Consider the following 17,166-nt stretch of genomic DNA (forward strand, 5'->3'; position numbering starts at 1 on the left):
CGGCCTACCGGCCCATCTCCTCCTTGAGGGCCGTGATGAAGCCGTCCACGTCCTCCTCCGTGGTGTCGAAGGAGCACATCCAGCGCACATCGCCCGCGGCCTCGTCCCAGAAGTAGAAGCGGTAGCGCTTCTGGAGGCGTTCGCTCACCTCGTGTGGCAGCCGGGCGAAGACCGCGTTGGCCTGGACCGGGTGGAGGATCTTCACCCCGTCCACCGAGCGCACGCCGTCCGCCAGCCGCTGGGCCATGGTGTTGGCGTGGCGGGCGTTGCGCAGCCACAGGTCGCGGGCGAGCAGGGCCTCCAGCTGGACGGAGATGAACCGCATCTTGGACGCCAGCTGCATGGACAGCTTGCGCAAATGCTTCATGGCGCCCACCGCGTCCGGGTCGAGGACGACCACGGCCTCGCCGAAGAGCATCCCGTTCTTGGTGCCGCCGAACGACAGGACGTCGACGCCCGCCGCGTTGGTGAACGCGCGCATCGGCACGTCCAGGGACGCGGCCGCGTTGGCTATCCGGGCGCCGTCGAGGTGGACCTTCATCCCGCGCTCGTGCGCGTGGTCGCAGATCGCGCGGATCTCGTCCACCGTGTAGACGGTGCCGAGCTCGGTGTTCTGGGCGATCGAGACCACCTGCGGCATCGCCCGGTGCTCATCCTCCCAGCCCCACGCCTGGCGGTCGATGAGCTCGGGGGTGAGCTTGCCGTCCTCGGTGGGGACGGTGAGCAGCTTCAGCCCGCCGACGCGCTCGGGCGCCCCGCACTCGTCCACGTTGATATGGGCGGACTCGGCGCAGATGACCGCGCCCCAGCGGTCGGTGAGGGCCTGGAGGGCGACCACGTTGGAGCCGGTGCCGTTGAAGACCGGGAACGCCTGTGCGTGCGGGCCGAAGTGGCTGCGCATGACGAACTGCAGATGCGCGGTGTAGTCGTCCTCGCCGTAGGAGACCTGATGGCCTCCGTCGGCGAGGGCGAGCGCGGCGAGGATCTCCGGGTGGGTGCCGGCGTAGTTGTCGCTGGCGAAGCCGCGTACCTCGGGGTCGTGGTGGCGGCGGGCGTCGGTCCTCACGGCTTGGGGGTCAGCCACTGGCGGGTTCCGTTCACTTCCTGGGCGGGCCGGTCCCAGAGTCCGGTGATGGCCTCGGCCAGCTCCTTGACGTCCGTGAAGCCCGCGAACTTCGCGTTGGGGCGCTCCGCCCGCATGGCGTCGTGCACCAGCGCCTTGACCACCAGGATGGCAGCGGCCGCCGACGGACCGCCCTCGCCCCCCAGTTTGTGGAAGGAGTCGGCGAGCGCGAGCGTCCAGGCCTCGGCGGCGGCCTTGGCGGCGGCGTACGCGGCGTTGCCCGCGGTGGGCTTGGACGCGCCCGCCGCGCTGATCAGCACATAGCGGCCCTTGCCGCTGCGCAGCAGGGCGTCGTGGAAGGCGAGGGAGGTGTGCTGGGCGGTGCGGATCAGCAGATTGTGCAGGGTGTCCCAGTCGGCGAGCGGGGCGTCGGCGAAGGTCTTGCCGCCGCGCCAGCCGCCGACCAGGTGGATCAGCCCGTCGACCCGGCCGAACTCCTTCTCGGTGCGGTCGGCCCAGGCGCGGGCCGCGTCGAGGTCGAGCAGGTCGACCGTCTCGCCGGTGACGCTGGCGCCGCCGTGGGCGTAGCGCGCCGCGTCCACGACCTCGGCCAGCCGGACCGGGTCGGCGTCGGAGGCGATGACGGTGGCGCCCGCCTCGGCGAGGCGGAGCACCGCGGCCCGGCCCGCCGGGCCGGCCGCGCCGGCCACCGCCACCACCGCACCGTCCAGCGGCCGCTCGCCCGGCTCGTTCGGGCTCGGGCTCGATGTCGGTGTGGTCATGCTCGCCGCCTCCTCGTCCTGCCCCGCCCGGGGGCTGTGCGCCGCCGCGGTGGTCATGCCGCCGCCGGTAGCTCGCTGTCGGCCGTGATGCCCTTGGTGGAGGCGACCACGTTTCGCAGCTTCTTCCCAAGCGCCTCGTAGAACATGCTCAGCGGAAACTCGTCGGGGAGCACGTCGTCGACGAGTTTGCGCGGCGGCTGGCTCAGGTCCAGGGCTTCGGGGCCCTTGGCCCAGACCGAGCCGGGGTGCGGGGCGAGATAGGTCGACACCAGCTCGTACGCCTTGAACCAGTGGACGAGCTTGGGGCGGTCGATGCCGTCCCGGTAGAGCTTCTCGATCTCGCCGCACAGCTGGTTGGTGACCTGCGAGGCGCGGGACCAGTCGATGTGCAGGGTGTTGTCCGTCCAGCGTACGACGTCGTGCTGGTGGAGGTAGGCGAAGAGCAACTGGCCGCCGAGCCCGTCGTAGTTGCGGACCCGCGCGCCGGTGACCGGGAACCGGAACATCCGGTCGAAGATCACGGCGTACTGGACGTCACGGCCCTGGGCGACGCCCTCGGCGTCCAGCTTCACGGCCTCCTTGAAGGCGGTGAGGTCGCAGCGCAGCTCCTCAAGACCGTACATCCAGAACGGCTGCCGCTGCTTGATCATGAAGGGGTCGAACGGCAGGTCGCCATGGCTGTGGGTGCGGTCGTGGACCATGTCCCACAGGGCGAACGCCTCCTGGCAGCGGCGCTGGTCGGCGAGCATGTCCCGGATGTCGTCGGGGAGTTCGATCCCCAGGGCCCGGACGGCGGCCTCGCTGACCCGGCGGAACCGGGCCGCCTCGCGGTCGCAGAAGATGCCGCCCCAGCTGAACCGCTCGGGGGCCTCGCGGACGGCGATGGTCTCCGGGAAGAGCACCGCGGAGTTGGTGTCGTAGCCGGAGGTGAAGTCCTCGAAGGCCAGTCCGCAGTAGAGCGGGTTGTCATAGCGGGTGCGCTCCAGCTCGGCCAGCCAGTCCGGCCAGACCATGCGCAGCACCACGGCTTCCAGATTGCGGTCCGGGTTGCCGTTCTGCGTGTACATGGGGAAGACCACGAGGTGCTGGAGGCCGTCGGCGCGTGTGCGGGCGGGCTGGAAGGCCAGCAGCGAGTCGAGGAAGTCGGGGACCCCGAATCCCTCCTCGGTCCAGCGGCGCAGATCCGCGACGGCCGCCCGGTGGTAGTCGGCGTCGTGCGGCAGCAGCGGGGCGATCTCCTCGATGGCCCCGATCACCTGGGCGACGGTCGCCGCGGCGGTCTCCCGAGTGGGTGCGCCCTCGGCGTCGAAGTCGATGGAACCGTCCTTGGACTGCCACCGGCGAAACGTTTCGACAGCGTTCTTGAGAGTTGGCCAGGCCGGATGGTCGACCACACGCTCTGCGGGCAGAACGACACCCTCACCTATCGCAGACGAAAGGATTTCCGTCATGGCCACTCCTTAACCGAAGAAACTCGCGTATGACCACCGTATCCATGGACGCTCCCTCGCTCAAGCGGCGGTACGGGAAATCATCCTGCGTCACACCCGCACCACCGCAGTTTTTCCTGCCCCCATCGGCTCGACTCATGCCACGGCCCCGCTTGAACGGTCCTGTCATGAGCGGCCGGTATGGTGTGCGCCGGTCCGGGCGGCCCGTCCGCCGCGTGCCGATGAATCAGCCATCCCACTGCCTCCCCCGACCCGACGCAGACGACCCGACGAAGGCCGTCGAGGGCCGTCAGAAGAGCGAGACAGCGTTGACTTTTCTCACCATCGGACACCGCGGAGTGATGGGTGTCGAGCCGGAGAACACCCTGCGGTCCTTCGTCCGCGCCGAGCACGAGGGCATGGACGTCATCGAACTGGACCTGCACCTCAGCAAGGACGGCGCGCTCGTGGTGATGCACGACGCGGACGTCGACCGCACCACCGACGGCAAGGGCCCGATCAGCGACTTCACCCTCGCGGAGCTGCGTGAGCTGGACGCCGGGGAGGGTGAGCGGATCCCGGTCTTCGAGGAGGTCGTGGACGCCGTGGCGGCGCCGCTCCAGGCCGAGATCAAGGACACGGCGGCCGCCCGGGCGCTGGCCGAGGTGCTGACCCGCCGCGATCTGCTGGGCCGGGTGGACATCCTGTCCTTCCACGACGAGGCGCTCGCGGAGATCCGCACCCTGCTCCCGACCGCCCGCACCGCCCTGGTGGCCAGCCGCTACGGCCTCGATGTGATCGACCGGGCGCATGCCATCGGCGCCGGGATGCTGGTGCTCAACATCCGCAGGCTGACCCTGGAGCTGGTGGAGAAGGCGCACGCCGACGACCTCAAGGTCATCGCGTGGACCGTGAACACCCCCGACCAGCTGAAGCTGGTCCGCGGCCTCCGCCTGGACGGCGCCACGACCGACTTCCCGGAGATCCGGCGGGCGGCGCGCTTCACGGCGTGACGCACGCGCGGACATCCATCACCCGTACGGCGTAACGCGGCGCTCTGAGGGTCCGTGAGGGCCCTCGGAGACGTTCGGGGGCGTTGTTCGGGGGCGTTCGGCGGGACTCAGTCGACTCAGTCGAGGGGCTTGATCAGCAGCTCGAACTCGAGGTCGGCGCGGCGCGGCACGCCGAAGCGCTCTTCGCCGTACGGGAACGGGGTCATCCGGCCGGTACGGGCGTAGCCGCGCCGCTCGTACCAGGCGATCAGCTCCTCGCGGGCGGAGATCACCGTCATATGCATCTCCTTGGCACCCCACTCCGCCCGCGCGAACCGCTCGGCCTCGGCGATGATCACCTTGCCCAGGCCCCCGCCCTGGAGCGCGGGCCGGACCGCGAACATGCCGAAGTAGGTGTGGTCACCGCGGTGCTCGAGCTGGCAGCAGGCGATCAGCTCACCGTTCCGCTCGACGATCATCATCCGGCCGTTCTCGGCCCCCACCACCTCCGCGACGCCCTCCGGATCGGTGCGCTGTCCGTCCAGGATGTCCGCTTCCGTGGTCCATCCGGCGCGGCTGGCGTCCCCGCGGTAGGCCGACTCGACCAGGGCCACCAGTCCGTCCACATCGGCCTCGGTGGCCGTGCGGAAGGTGAGGGGGTCGGTGGCTGCTCGTACGGTGGCGTCCGCGGTGTCCATGGCGTCGGCGGGGTTCCCTTCGGTGACGGTGTGGCGGCCGCTCGCCGGTGTGGGCCGGTGCGGTGGCCGGTGTGACGGCCGGTGGCCGGTGTGACGGCCGGTGGCCGGTGTGACGGCCGGTGGCCGGTGTGACGGCCGGTGGCCGGTGTGACGGCCGGTGGCCGGTGTGACGGCCGGTGGCCGGTGTGACGGCCGGTGGCGGCAAATAGACCTTAACCTGCCCCGAAGGGGTCAGGTTGCGTAGGGTCGCGGGCATGGTTCACGTACTGAGCAGCCGCACTCTGCTGCGGCCGACGGACCCCGAGCGCTCCCGGGCGTTCTACGGCGAGGCCCTGGGCCTGGCGGTCTACCGGGAGTTCGGGACCGGCCCCGAGCGCGGCACCGTCTACTTCCTCGGCGGGGGCTTCCTGGAGGTCTCCGGCCGCTCGGACACCCCGCCCGCCCCGGGCCTGCAGCTGTGGCTCCAGGTGGCGGACGCGGCGGCGGCGTACAAGGAGCTCACCGCCCAGGGGGTCGAGGTGCTGCGGCCGCCGAAGAAGGAGCCGTGGGGGCTGGTGGAGATGTGGATCGCGGATCCGGACGGCGTGCGGATCGCGGTCGTGGAGGTCCCCGAGGACCATCCGCTGCGCTACCGCCCCTGATGGCTCCCCTCGTGCCGTCGGCCCCGCCACGGCTCGCGGTGGCGGGGCGGGCGACACCGTGGGGACTCAGCCGGGCTGGCTGTTCTCCTTGTGCTCGCCCCAGCCGTGCCAGCGGTCGATCTCGATCCAGGCGCTGATCCGGGCGCGGTCCCGCCTCGGGTACTCCTTGCCGAGGTATTGCTGGGCCAGCCGGTCGATTCCGGCCAGGTCCTTGTCGTCCTGGAGCTCGACGACCCGGCCGATGAGGGTGATGTGGTTGTACCAGTTCGCCTCGTCGATCACGGTGAGCGTGACCCTGGGGTCGTTCCGGATGTGGTCGAGCCGCTTACGGCCCTCGTCCATGTTGACCAGGACCCGGCCGTCGTCCCAGAGGTACCAGGTGGCCGTGGACACCGGCTGACCGTCGGACCGGATCGTCGCGATCACGGCCGGATTGGGCTTCTCGAGCATGGCGACCGCGACCTCGGGAAGCGGTGGATTCGACACGGGCTCTCCTCCTCTTTGGACAGCTGTTCACGTCCCGTGGTGCGGCTGGGGCCTGCGTGATCCACGGGCCGTACCTCTCACCGTGCCATACCGGGCCTCGCGCTCCCCACCTACTCCGCTACTCTGCACGCCTCGCGCTCCCCCACTGCGCCCATGCGCTCCCGTGTGTGGTGCCGCGACAGGGGATGTCTCCCGGTATTACGTCCCCCTTCGGGAGGTGTGGCCGTGCACGGACCTCCACTCATCGGCTGGCTGCTGGTCGCGCTGTGCGCGGCCACGGGTGGCTACTGTCTGCTGCAGATGCGCGGTGAGCCGCCCGGGCCGGGGCGGCGGATCGCGGGCGCCGAGGCGCTGATGGGATGGGGGATGGCCGTGATGGCGGTGCCGTCCACCGTGCTGGACCCCCGGCCCTGGGGTCCGCCCGCCTTCGCGGCGGTCTTCGCGGTGGCCGCCGTAAGGGCGCTGCTGCCGGTGGAGCGCGGCGCGGGGCTCCCGGGGCACCGTCTGCATCACACCGTCGGAGCGCTGGCGATGGTCTATATGGCGCTCGCGATGATGGCGGGCACCACGGGCGGCCACCATCACACCGGCGAGATGGCCCCGGGCCGGATGGCGGGCGGGGTGCCCCTGCTGACCGGGGTGCTGCTCGTGTACTTCGCGGTCTACGTCGTACGGTCCGGGCTGCGGCTCGTACCGATGACGGACGGGGCCGTGGACGGAACGGTCGAAGGGGCCGTGGACGGCACGGGGCGCGTGTCCTCCGGCGCCCGGTGGTCGCGGCGGCCCGAGCTGCGGCACGCTTGCAGGCTGTCGATGGGGATAGGGATGTTCGCGATGCTCCTGGCCCTGTGAAGGGGCGGCGGGCCGGGCAGTGGCCCGATCCGTAGCCGCCATGCGCGGGCGCACCGTGGTGTGCGTCACTTCCCCGCCGTGACCGTACCCGGCCCGAGCGTCGCGATCATAGGCTGACGGCCATGATGGTCCCGTTCGCGCTGATGGGCCTCGGCGCACTGGCGGCGGCAATGGCGCCGCGCCTGTTGTCCCGCTCCGACTGGATCGACCGCGAACCCGTGCTCGCCCTCTGGGTGTGGCAGTGCGTGGTCGTCGCAGTGCTGTTGTGCTGCGCGCTGACCATGGCGCTCACCGGGGCGGCCGCCTGGGAGGCCGTGCGCGGCAATGTCTTCGCCCCCGCGCCCAAGGGCGTGGTGGAGGCGTACGCGCTGTCCGGCTACGGGCCGTTGGCCGCGCCCGTCGCCCTCGTGCTCGCCTTCGGGGCCGTCTGGAGCGCGGTGATGCTCACCCGCGAGATCGGCCGCGCCCGCGCCTGGCGCAGGCAGCACCGCGCCGAACTCCTCGTCCGCTCCCCCGCCTTGCCCGGTGAGGAGCCCAGCGAGGAGCGTCTGGTGGTCCTGGAGAGCGACAAGCCGGACGCCTGGTTGCTGCCGGGCACCACGCCCCAGCTCGTCATCACCACGGCGGCGCTGCGCCGCCTCAAGGGCCGTCGGCTGGACGCCGTCATCGCCCATGAGCAGGGCCACGCCCGCGCCCGCCACCACTGGCTGCTGCACTGCTCGACCGCGCTGGCCAGCGGCTTTCCGCAGGTGACCATGTTCGCGGCGTTCCGCGACGAGGTGCACCGGCTGGTCGAGCTGGCCGCCGACGACTCCGCGTCACGGCGCTTCGGGCGGACGACCACCGCGCTCGCGCTGGTCGAACTCAACGAGGACCGCGGGGTGTTCGGCCCCTGCCCCAGCGCGCTCGCCCAGGTGCCGCAGCGGGTGGACCGGCTGCTGGCCCCCGCCTCCCGCCTCCCGGCGGGGCGCCGCTGGCGCCTTACGGCCACCGCGGCGCTCGTCCCGGCCGTCCCGCTGCTGGTCACCCTGGTCCCGGCGCTGCGGGTGCTGGGGTAGGCGTTCTCGGTACTACGGCGGCTCCTCGCTCGGGGGAGATCGAGGGCTTCCCGGCTCGAGGAAGATCGACGGCCTCGAGGAAGCTCGAGGAAGATCGACGGCCTGCTGGCTCCGGGGCCCGCCCTTCGGCGATCATCGACCCATGCAGCCGGCAACCCTTCACCGCCGAGCCGCCCTCGGCGCGGCCGTGTGCACCGCGCTCTTCCTGGTGCTGCTCGCCCTGGTGGCCACCCGTTGGGGGCCGCTGGGAAGCGCCGACCGGGACATCGTCGTCGCCCTGCACCACTCCGCCGTGGAGCACCGCGGCTGGACCAAGGCCAACAGAGTGCTCACGGACTGGGTCTGGGACCCGTGGACGATGCGTGCGCTGCTGGCGGTGGCCGTGGGGTGGCTGCTGTGGCGCCGGGAGTGGCAACTCGCCCTCTGGGTCGCCGTCACGGCGGCGGCGGGCACGGCGCTGCAACAGGCGATCAAGGCCGGCGTCGACCGGGCACGTCCCCAGTGGCCGGATCCGGTGGACTCGGCGCACTACGCGGCCTTCCCGTCCGGTCACGCCCTGACCACCACCGTCACCTTCGGGCTGCTGCTGTGGCTGATGACGCTGCACCGGGCGCCCGCGAAGTGGCTGCGGGCCTTGGCCGTCGTGGCCGCCGTGTCCGTGCTGGGGGTCGGCTTCACCCGGCTCTATCTGGGCGTCCACTGGCCCAGCGACGTCCTGGCCGGCTGGCTGCTGGGCGCGGCGCTGGTGTACGGGGCGATCGCCTCGTACGGCTACGCCCAGAGCCGTACGGGCGAGCGCGAGGCGTCCCCCGGGGGGAGTGCGCGCTCATGAGCCCCGAAACCACCCTCCGGCCACCGGGAACGGCGATCCCGCCCGGGTGCTGGGCCCTGTCCGGTGGATCTTCGCGCCTGTGGCATCAGCGGCTGGCGCCGCAGGGCCCGCGGCGTCAGGGGGCACCTCCCAGCGGTAGCTGGGGGAGTCGTCGACCGACGACAACGCAGCAGGTGCGCGTGCCGGGCGACGCGACGCCGCGGAGATCCGAACGACAGACCCTAGCCGAGCCGCACCCCGGCCAGGATCCCGTGCGCGACCGGCAGGCGCAGCGAGAGGTAGCCGTTCGCCGGGTCGGCGAGGTACTCCCGCATCTCCCGGTGCATGTCGAAGCCGAAGTCCATGTCCAGGTCGTCCACGAGCACCAGCGCGCCCCGGCGCAGCCGGGGCTCCACCACCTGCAGCACCGCCCGGTTGAGGTTCGGCCAGCCGTCCATCAGCAGCAGGTCCACCGACTCGGGCAGGTCCCGCAGCGTCTCCCGCGCGTCGCCTACGCGGACGGTGGCGATGTCGGAGAGCCCGGCGGCGGCGATGGCCTCCGTGGCCTTGGCCACCTTGTCCGCCTGCAGTTCCGTGCCGATCACCCGCCCGCCGCCGTTGTCCCGCACCGCGCTGGCCAGGTAGAGGGTGGACACGCCGAAGGAGGTTCCGTACTCGACGACGGTCCGCGCGCCGGTCGCCCGGGTGAGCAGGTAGAGCAGCTCACCGCCCTCTTTGGACACCGACATGGAGGCGTCCTTGAACACCTCGGCCATCTGGCCGGCGTCCAGCTCGGCCCAGGCCGACTTGGGGTCGGTCACACCGGTCTCGGCGAACGCGCGCTCATCGCCTTCGCGCTCGGCCTCCAGCAGTCCGTCCAGGACGGTCGCCACGGCCTCGGTGTGCAGTGTGGACGGCATACGATCTCCTTCAGGGTCGGTGCGGTCACCGGATAGATTCTTCTTCCGGCGGCGATCCGACCGCCCCCTAAACATCCCCCTGGCTCCCCCTGAGCTGCCCGGGGCGACAGGAGAGTGCGGTCATGAGCAATCTCGATCTGAGGCCCGCGCCGACCGTGTGCGGCGGCCGCCAGGACGTCACCGCCCGGCCGGTCCGTGAACTGCTGGCCGCCAAGCAGGTCCCGCTGGGCGAGTCCACCATGGTGCGCCGGCTTCTGCCGAACCTCGGGCGGCGCATGGTCGGCGCCTGGTGCTTCATCGACCACTACGGCCCGGACGACATCGCCCAGGAGCCGGGGATGCAGGTGCCTCCGCATCCGCACATGGGGCTGCAGACGGTCAGCTGGCTGCACGACGGCGAGGTGCTGCACCGCGACAGCGTCGGCAGCCTGCAGACGGTGCGCCCCGGCGAGTTGGGGCTGATGACCTCGGGCCGGGCCATCGCCCACTCCGAGGAGTCCCCGCGCGAGCACGCCCGGCTGCTGCACGGCGCACAGCTGTGGGTCGCGCTGCCCGACGGCGACCGCCACGTCGCCCCCATGTGGGAGCACCACGCCGAGCTGCCCCGGGTGACCGGCGGCGGAGGGCTGCGGGCGACGGTCGTCCTCGGCGAACTGGACGGCGCGGCCTCGCCAGGCACCACGTTCACTCCCCTGATGGGCGCGGACATCGCCCTCGCGGCCGGTACCGACACCCGGTTGCCGGTGCGGCCCGACTTCGAGTACGCGGCCCTGACCATGTCCGGCGAGGCCGAGGTCGACGGGGTGCGCCTCGCCCCCGGCTCCCTCCTCTACCTCGGCTGCGGACGCGCCGAACTGCCGCTGCGGGCGGACGTGGACAGCGCGTTCATGCTGCTGGGCGGGGAGCCCTTCGAGGAGAAGATCGTGATGTGGTGGAACTTCATCGGGCGCTCCCACGACGAGATCTCCCAGGCCCGCGAGGACTGGTCGTCGGGCTCGCGCTTCGGCGAGGTCCACGGCTACGACGGCGCCCCCTTGCCCGCCCCGGAGCTCCCGCCCGTACCCCTGAAGCCGCGCGGCCGGACGCGCTGACCGGCGACAGCCGCCGCGGCGCCGCGGGTACGGCGTTCCAGAGAGCGGCGGGTACCTCTCGGAGAGCCGCGGGTACCTCTCGGAGAGCGGCGGGCACCTCTCAGAGGGCCGCGGACACCTCGTCCACTTCGTCGGCCGACTCGGCCGACGCGTCGCTCAGCCCCAGCCGCAGGTGTTCAACGTGGTAGAGGGCCTGGTCCAGCAGTTCGGCGACATGGTTGTCGTACAGCGAGTACACCACCGAGCGGCCATCACGGGTGCCCACGACCAGGCCGAGGTTGCGTAGCAGCCTCAGCTGGTGGGAGCACGCGGACTGCTCCATCCCGACCGCGGTGGCCAGTTCGGTGGCCGGCAAGGGCCCCTCCCGCAGCCGGGCCAGGATCAGCAGGCGGGATGGCGTCGCCAGCGCCTGCAGCGTCGCGGCGACTCTCGGGGCGCTGCCGGCGTCCAGGCGGGCGCGCGGTACGGCGTTGTCAGCGGCGGGTGCGACTCCATGGCCCATGCGTCAAGCCTACCGACCCGCTCAGGAACACATGAAGAGTTATTCATTCAATCCTGTAACGTGGAGGCATCGAGCCCGTTGCCGCCTCCACTGAAGGACGCCGCCTGCCATGTCATCGACCGTCACCCGCCCGGTCGCGCCGCCCGGAGTGGTCCGTGATCCGGCCACGCCCGGCCGCCGGACGCGGATCTTCGCCCTGCCCGAGGCCCGCTGGGCGGCGGCCGCCCTGGTGCTGTTCCTGATCGCGCTGCCGCTCCAACTGCTCGGCGCACCGGCATGGTCATGGGTGCCGCTCTACGCGCTCACCTACCTCACCGGCGGCTGGGAGCCGGGATGGGCCGGATTGCGGGCCCTCAAGGACCGGACCCTGGACGTCGACCTGCTGATGGTGGTCGCCGCGCTCGGCGCGGCCGCGCTCGGGCAGGTGCTGGACGGGGCGCTGTTGATCGTCATCTTCGCCACCTCGGGGGCGCTGGAGGCCATCGCCACCGCGCGGACCGCGGACTCGGTGCGCGGTCTGCTCGACCTCGCCCCGGCCACCGCCACCCGGCTGTCCGGGGACGGCGCCGAGGAGGCGGTGCCCACCGAGCGGCTCGCGGTGGGCGATGTGATCCTCGTACGTCCCGGGGAGCGGGTCGGCGCGGACGGCCGGGTACGGGAGGGCGCGAGCGAGGTCGACCAGGCCACGATCACCGGGGAACCGCTGCCGGTGGCCAAGACGGCCGGTGACGAGGTGTTCGCCGGCACGCTCAACGGCACCGGCGCGCTGACCGTGCGGGTCGAGCGCGATCCGTCGGACTCGGTGATCGCGCGGATCGTGCGGATGGTCGAGGAGGCCTCCGAGACGAAGGCCCCCACCCAGTTGTTCATCGAGAAGGTGGAACAGCGCTATTCGCTGGGCATGGTGGCCGCCACCCTGGCGCTCTTCGCGGTGCCGCTGTTCTTCGGCTCGGCGCTGCAGCCCACCCTGCTGCGGGCGATGACCTTCATGATCGTCGCTTCTCCGTGCGCGGTGGTGCTGGCGACCATGCCGCCCCTGCTGTCCGCCATCGCCAACGCCGGGCGCCACGGTGTCCTCATCAAGTCCGCCGTGGTCATGGAGCGACTCGGCCAGGTCGACGCCGTGGCCCTCGACAAGACGGGCACCCTGACCGAGGGGACCCCTCGAGTCACCGACGTGTGCCCGCTCGACCACTCGGGCCTGACCGAGGAGGCCCTGCTGACCCTGGCGGCGGCGGCCGAGCACCCCAGCGAGCACCCGCTGGCCCGTGCCGTCGGCGATGCCGCCCGGAAGCGTGGCCTGGAGCTTCCGGCGGTCCGGGACTTCTCCTCGACCCCGGGCACCGGCGTGATCGCCACGGTCGACGGACGCGTCGTCGCGGTGGGCAGCCCCGACCGCCCGCGGGCGCCGCACCCCGACCACCCCGCCACCGCGCTGGCGACCCGGCTGGAAGCGGCCGGCCGTACCGCCGTCCTGGTGGAGGTCGACGGCTCGGCCGTCGGCGTGCTCGGCATCGCCGACCGACTGCGCGAGGACGCCACCGCCACCGTCGCCGCACTCACCACGCTGACGGGCACCGCCCCGGTGCTGCTCACCGGGGACAACCCGCGCGCCGCCCGCTCCCTGGCGGCCGAGGTCGGAATCACCGATGTCCGCGCCGGGCTGCTGCCCCAGGACAAGGTCACCGCCGTCAAGGAGTTGGCGGGCGCGGGCCGCAGGGTGCTGGTCGTCGGTGACGGCGTGAACGACGCGCCCGCCCTGGCCGCCGCCCATACGGCCGTCGCCATGGGACGAGCGGGCTCCGACCTCGCCCTGGAGACCGCCGACGCCGTCGTCGTCCGGGACGAGTTGGCCACCATCCCCACCGCCGTCTCCCTCTCCCGTCGCGCCCGCCGCCTGGTCACCCAGAACCTGGTGATCGCCGGGGTGTTCATCACCGGTCTGGTCGTCTGGGACCTGGTCGGAACCCTGCCGCTTCCGCTCGGTGTCGCCGGGCACGAGGGCTCCACCGTCATCGTCGGCCTCAACGGCCTGCGCCTGCTGCGCGACGCGGCCTGGCGGAGCGCCCGGGACCACGCGTAGGGCCGTCAGCGGGGCGGCGGGGGCCGGTCAGCCCCCGTAGTGGTCCAGCGGTGGGGCGACATCGGCCAGGACGCCGGGAGGCGGGGGCGCAGCCATCAGGGTTCCCCTTCCGGACGTGGACGGTTTCTGGACGTAGGCGGTGAGTCCGGTGCCCGGCAGGCGGTGGGGGGTCCAGGTGCGGGCGTAGTGGGGAGGGCCGGAGCCGGTCCTGGCGAGGGCGGCGGTGGGTTCGCGGGTGGCACGGCGCAGCAGGGCGGGCGCGGTGATGTCGCGGTTGTTGCCGCCCACGTTGGCCGAGGCGCAGCCGGCGTCGTAGCCGATGGGCGGGGCGTGTTCGCCGCTGACCAGGCAGGGCGGGGTGAGTCCGAGGCGGCGCAGGTCGTGGGCGGCGGTGCGGTAGCGGGCGGCGGTGGCGCGGGCGGCGGCGGTATTGCGGTCGAGCACCTCGTACTGCGCGGCCAGGTGCAGGGCGAGCAGCGCGGCCGCCAGCCCGGCGGCCAGGGCGCGGGCCCGGGGCGGGCGGATGGCCCGCGCGGTGTGTGCGGCCAGGGCGGCGAGCGGAAGGGAGAGCAGGGCGTAGACGGGCAGCAGGAAGCGCGGCGCCGAGTAGTCGATGAGCACCAGGTAGGGGATGCTCAGCGTGGCGGCGCAGGCGATGGGGAGCAGGATGACCGCGTCGCGCCGGGCCCGCCAGGCCAGGACCCAGGCGATGAGGGCGAGGACGGGCAGGGCCAGCCACCACAGGGTGAGCTCGGGGTGGGTGAGCGGGTGGTGGCAGGGGCGGCAGAGCAGGGGGCCGTTGAGGCTGCGCCATGCCATGCCGCCCACCCAGTGCGTGCCCATGCCGCCCTCGGTGGTGCTGGAGAGGTGCAGCCGGGCGCCGATCCCGCCCCAGCGCGCGTACGCCTCCGCCACCCACTCGGCGCCGCCCACGGCGAACCCGCCTGCCACGGCGAGCGCGGGCGCCGGACGCCGCCAGGCCGGGACGATCGCGCACGCCGCGAGCAGGGGCAGGGCGAGCCAGACGCCGTCGGAGAAGCGGAAGCAGGTGGCGGCCGCGACCGTGGCGCCCAGACCGAGCAGGGCCCGCCGCCCCACAGGGGGGCGTGCGGCACGCAGGAACCAGCCGACGGCCGCCACCGCGGACAGGGCCACCCACAGGTTGGGCATGGCCTGCGGCCCGTAGAGCAGGGTGGTCCACAGACCGGCGAAGAGCAGCGCGGCCAGGGCGGTCCGCCCGGGGCCGAGCAGCGGCTGCCAGACGCGGTAGGCCGCGTACAGGGCGGCGGCGGACAGCAGCGCCAGGACGACCCGGAGCACGGTGCCGCCACCGGAGTCGGTGACGGCGAGGACGGGGGCGGCCAGAAGGCTGATACCGCGCGAGCGCGGGGCGCTGAAGTACGCCGCCGGGCGGTGCGGATCGACCTGGGAGAGGTACACCGTTTCGTCCCAGCCCAGCCCCAGGTGCGGGACGACGAGGGCGAGTTGGGCCACCGCATAGGCGAGGGCGACCAGCGCCGGCCACGGTATCCGGCGTGGCGGGCGGATGGCCGTACGCGAAGCGATCACGCGGTGAGCACCCCGGTACCCAGCAGGCCGAGCAGCAGCAGGCCGACGACGACGCGATAGACGACGAAGGCGTTGAAGGAGTGCTTGGCGACGAACTTCAGCAGCCAGGCGATCGAGGCGTAGGCGACCACGAACGAGACGGCGGTGCCCACCACGAGGGGGGCGGCGCCGACCCCGGCGCCGACGGCGTCCTTCAGCTCGTACAGGCCCGCGCCGGTCAGCGCCGGGATGCCGAGGAAGAAGGACAGCCGGGTGGCGGCCACCCGGTCCAGGTCGAGGATGAGCGCGGTGGACATGGTGGCGCCGGAGCGGGAGAAGCCGGGGAAGAGCAGCGCGAGGATCTGCGAGCAGCCGACCAGCATCGCGTCCTTGAAGCTCGTGTCGTCCTCGCCGCGCTTGTGGCGGCCCATCTGATCGGCCACCCACATCACAGCGGACCCGGCGACGAGGGAGCCTGCGACCACCCACAGGGATGCGAGCGGGCCCTCGATGAAGGGTTTCGCGGCCAGGCCCACGATCACGATCGGGATGGTGGCGTAGATGACCCACCAGGCGAACTTGTAGTCGTGGTGGTGGCGCTGTTCGCGGTGGGCGAGTCCGCGACCCCAGGCGGAGACGATCCGCACGATGTCCTTGAAGAAGTACACCAGCACCGCGGCGATCGCGCCGACCTGGATGACGGCGGTGAAGCCGACCACGGAGGTGTCGTCGACCGGGATGCCCATCAGCCCTTCGGTGATCTTCAGATGGCCGGTGGAGGAGACCGGGAGGAACTCCGTGATGCCTTCGACAATGCCGAGGATGGCCGCCTGGCCGATGCTGATGGCGCTCATCTGGATCCGTTTCTGTGGTGGAGGGGGCGGGCCGGGTCCGCCGCGGAACGGCGTGGTGCGACCGCGGCGAGTGGGATGGGAGTCAGCGGCGCGGTCGGCGCAGGGCCCGGCCCACGCGGCTGCGCCAGCGGGCCTTGCGGCGCTGCCGGGCACGCGAGGAACGCGTGGCGGCGAGGTCGTCGAACAGTTCCTCGTAGGCGTGGGCCACATGGGCCGGATCGAAGCGGCGGGCCGCGGCGCGGGCGGCCTCGCCCATGCGGCGGCGGCCGGGCTCGTCGGCGATCAGGTCGCTCAGCGCGGCGGCCAGCGCCTGCCGGTCGCCCATGGGGACCAGGCGGCCGTCGACGCCGTCGTCGATGATCTCGGCGGGGCCGAGCGGGCAGTCGGTGGCGACCACCGGTATGCCGCAGCGCATCGCCTCGACCAGGGTCATGCCGAAGGACTCCGCGTCGGAGGCGGAGGCGACGATCGACGCCTTCGCGAACTCGGCCTCGATCGGGGACACCGCGCCCATCAGCGCCGCCCGACCGCTCAGGCCCCGCTCCTCGATCAGCCGCTGGAGCCGGTCCTTGTCGGCGCCCGCGCCATAGACGCGCAGCGACCAGTCGGAGTGCTTGGCGGCGACCTCGGTGAACGCCTCGATGAGCAGGTCGAAACGCTTGGCGCGCACCAGGCGTCCGGCCGCGGCGATGACGGGGGCGCTGCCGTCGGTGGGGGCGGTGCCGTCGGTGGGCGGCAGGCCGGGGTCGGGCACGCCGTTGGGGACGGCCAGGATCCGCACGCCCGGCAGCCGCATCCTCGCCCGGTAGACGGCCGCGTCGGCGTCGGTCGTGGTGACCAGGGCATCCAGGTCGCGGTAGTTCCGGGCGAGTTGGGCGCGCAACTTCTTGGTGTGCATGTCGTGGGTGAGGTGTTCCTGGGCGATGCGCAGCGCCCGGGTCGGGGCGAAGCGGGCCAGGTACACGTTGATGCCCGGCCGGGTGCCGATGATCACGTCCGCCTCGCAGTTCCGCAGGTACTCCCGCGCCCGCTGGTCGGTGAGGCGGCTGTACTGCTCGTACCGCTTCTCGGCGGCGGGGAAGACCTCGGCCGGCCGGTGCAGCAGCGGGTCGGCGGCGTCCGCGCGCAGGTCGACCAGGGGCACCACCGTCACCCTTGGATCGACGGCGAACCGCGGGCGGGTGCGGTGGCGGAGCATCGACACGATCGTCACCTCGTGCCGGTCGGCGAGCGCGGCGGCGAGATTGAGAGTGGTGCGGATCGTGCCGCCGATCGCGTACACGTTGTGGATCAGGAAGGTGATCTTCACTTGGCGCTCCCCACGGTCGGCTCCGCGGCGGTACGGGTCCGGGCGC

At 72.5% G+C, this 17,166-nt stretch carries 17 protein-coding genes; 7 read left to right on the forward strand and 10 right to left on the reverse strand.

Annotation, left to right across the window (positions count from 1 at the left end):
* Positions 1-4: 4 nt before the first annotated feature.
* From NP777_RS07195 to NP777_RS07205, 3 genes are read right to left on the reverse strand one after another with little or no spacing between them, the layout of a single operon-like run.
* A complete protein-coding gene (locus NP777_RS07195) occupies positions 5-1,066 on the reverse strand; it encodes a threonine aldolase family protein (protein WP_256649211.1) in 1,062 nt (353 codons plus the stop codon).
* On the reverse strand, positions 1,063-1,845 hold the full coding sequence (locus NP777_RS07200) for an SDR family oxidoreductase (protein WP_256649495.1): 783 nt from the start codon (positions 1,843-1,845) through the stop codon (positions 1,063-1,065). Before NP777_RS07200 ends, NP777_RS07195 begins: the two co-directional genes overlap by 4 nt.
* Positions 1,846-1,898: 53 nt before the next feature.
* Positions 1,899-3,296 carry a DUF6421 family protein gene (locus tag NP777_RS07205; protein WP_256649212.1) on the reverse strand — a complete coding sequence of 466 codons (1,398 nt, stop codon included), beginning with the start codon at positions 3,294-3,296 and terminating at the stop codon, positions 1,899-1,901.
* A gap of 308 nt (positions 3,297-3,604) precedes the next feature.
* Here NP777_RS07205 and NP777_RS07210 point away from each other — a divergent pair, with 308 nt between their 5' ends.
* Positions 3,605-4,288 (forward strand): glycerophosphodiester phosphodiesterase, encoded by a 684-nt coding sequence (locus NP777_RS07210; protein ID WP_256649213.1) that lies wholly within the window; start codon positions 3,605-3,607, stop codon positions 4,286-4,288.
* Between the two features lie 116 nt (positions 4,289-4,404).
* Here the strand turns inward: NP777_RS07210 and NP777_RS07215 are convergent, their stop codons facing one another.
* Positions 4,405-4,965, reverse strand: coding sequence for a GNAT family N-acetyltransferase (locus NP777_RS07215; RefSeq protein ID WP_256649214.1), 561 nt, complete (start codon positions 4,963-4,965; stop codon positions 4,405-4,407).
* A 254-nt stretch (positions 4,966-5,219) separates the two neighbouring features.
* On the opposite strand from NP777_RS07215, the gene NP777_RS07220 reads away from it, so the two are divergent.
* A complete protein-coding gene (locus NP777_RS07220; protein ID WP_256649215.1) occupies positions 5,220-5,606 on the forward strand; it encodes a VOC family protein in 387 nt (128 codons plus the stop codon).
* 66 nt (positions 5,607-5,672) lie between these two features.
* Here NP777_RS07220 and NP777_RS07225 read toward each other — a convergent pair whose 3' ends face one another.
* Positions 5,673-6,092: a PPOX class F420-dependent oxidoreductase gene (locus NP777_RS07225; protein ID WP_256649216.1), complete on the reverse strand. Its 420-nt coding sequence runs from the start codon at positions 6,090-6,092 to the stop codon at positions 5,673-5,675.
* Positions 6,093-6,317: 225 nt separating this feature from the next.
* Here NP777_RS07225 and NP777_RS07230 point away from each other — a divergent pair, with 225 nt between their 5' ends.
* The 3 genes from NP777_RS07230 to NP777_RS07240 all read left to right on the forward strand — a co-directional run bounded on the left by NP777_RS07230 (position 6,318) and on the right by NP777_RS07240 (position 8,834).
* Positions 6,318-6,944, forward strand: coding sequence for a DUF5134 domain-containing protein (locus tag NP777_RS07230; RefSeq protein WP_256649217.1), 627 nt, complete (start codon positions 6,318-6,320; stop codon positions 6,942-6,944).
* A 122-nt stretch (positions 6,945-7,066) separates the two neighbouring features.
* Positions 7,067-8,002 (forward strand): M56 family metallopeptidase, encoded by a 936-nt coding sequence (locus NP777_RS07235; protein ID WP_256649218.1) that lies wholly within the window; start codon positions 7,067-7,069, stop codon positions 8,000-8,002.
* A 142-nt stretch (positions 8,003-8,144) separates the two neighbouring features.
* Positions 8,145-8,834: a phosphatase PAP2 family protein gene (locus NP777_RS07240; RefSeq protein ID WP_256649219.1), complete on the forward strand. Its 690-nt coding sequence runs from the start codon at positions 8,145-8,147 to the stop codon at positions 8,832-8,834.
* Between the two features lie 221 nt (positions 8,835-9,055).
* Here NP777_RS07240 and NP777_RS07245 read toward each other — a convergent pair whose 3' ends face one another.
* Positions 9,056-9,733: an O-methyltransferase gene (locus NP777_RS07245; RefSeq protein WP_256649220.1), complete on the reverse strand. Its 678-nt coding sequence runs from the start codon at positions 9,731-9,733 to the stop codon at positions 9,056-9,058.
* A gap of 122 nt (positions 9,734-9,855) precedes the next feature.
* Here NP777_RS07245 and NP777_RS07250 point away from each other — a divergent pair, with 122 nt between their 5' ends.
* Positions 9,856-10,824, forward strand: coding sequence for a pirin family protein (locus tag NP777_RS07250; protein ID WP_256649221.1), 969 nt, complete (start codon positions 9,856-9,858; stop codon positions 10,822-10,824).
* 100 nt (positions 10,825-10,924) lie between these two features.
* Here NP777_RS07250 and NP777_RS07255 read toward each other — a convergent pair whose 3' ends face one another.
* Positions 10,925-11,326, reverse strand: coding sequence for an ArsR/SmtB family transcription factor (locus tag NP777_RS07255; RefSeq protein ID WP_256649222.1), 402 nt, complete (start codon positions 11,324-11,326; stop codon positions 10,925-10,927).
* 109 nt (positions 11,327-11,435) lie between these two features.
* On the opposite strand from NP777_RS07255, the gene NP777_RS07260 reads away from it, so the two are divergent.
* Positions 11,436-13,409, forward strand: coding sequence for a heavy metal translocating P-type ATPase (locus NP777_RS07260; protein WP_256649223.1), 1,974 nt, complete (start codon positions 11,436-11,438; stop codon positions 13,407-13,409).
* Between the two features lie 27 nt (positions 13,410-13,436).
* Here NP777_RS07260 and NP777_RS07265 read toward each other — a convergent pair whose 3' ends face one another.
* The 3 genes from NP777_RS07265 to NP777_RS07275 form a co-directional block, all read right to left on the reverse strand.
* On the reverse strand, positions 13,437-14,978 hold the full coding sequence (locus NP777_RS07265; RefSeq protein WP_256649224.1) for a hypothetical protein: 1,542 nt from the start codon (positions 14,976-14,978) through the stop codon (positions 13,437-13,439).
* Positions 14,975-15,811, reverse strand: coding sequence for an undecaprenyl-diphosphate phosphatase (locus tag NP777_RS07270; RefSeq protein WP_256649225.1), 837 nt, complete (start codon positions 15,809-15,811; stop codon positions 14,975-14,977). Before NP777_RS07270 ends, NP777_RS07265 begins: the two co-directional genes overlap by 4 nt.
* Before the next feature lie 82 nt (positions 15,812-15,893).
* Positions 15,894-17,120 carry a glycosyltransferase family 4 protein gene (locus NP777_RS07275; protein ID WP_256649226.1) on the reverse strand — a complete coding sequence of 409 codons (1,227 nt, stop codon included), beginning with the start codon at positions 17,118-17,120 and terminating at the stop codon, positions 15,894-15,896.
* Between the last annotated feature and the right edge of the window lie 46 nt (positions 17,121-17,166).

It is taken from the genome of Streptomyces rugosispiralis, from assembly GCF_024505145.1.
Lineage (GTDB): Bacteria > Actinomycetota > Actinomycetes > Streptomycetales > Streptomycetaceae > Streptomyces > Streptomyces rugosispiralis.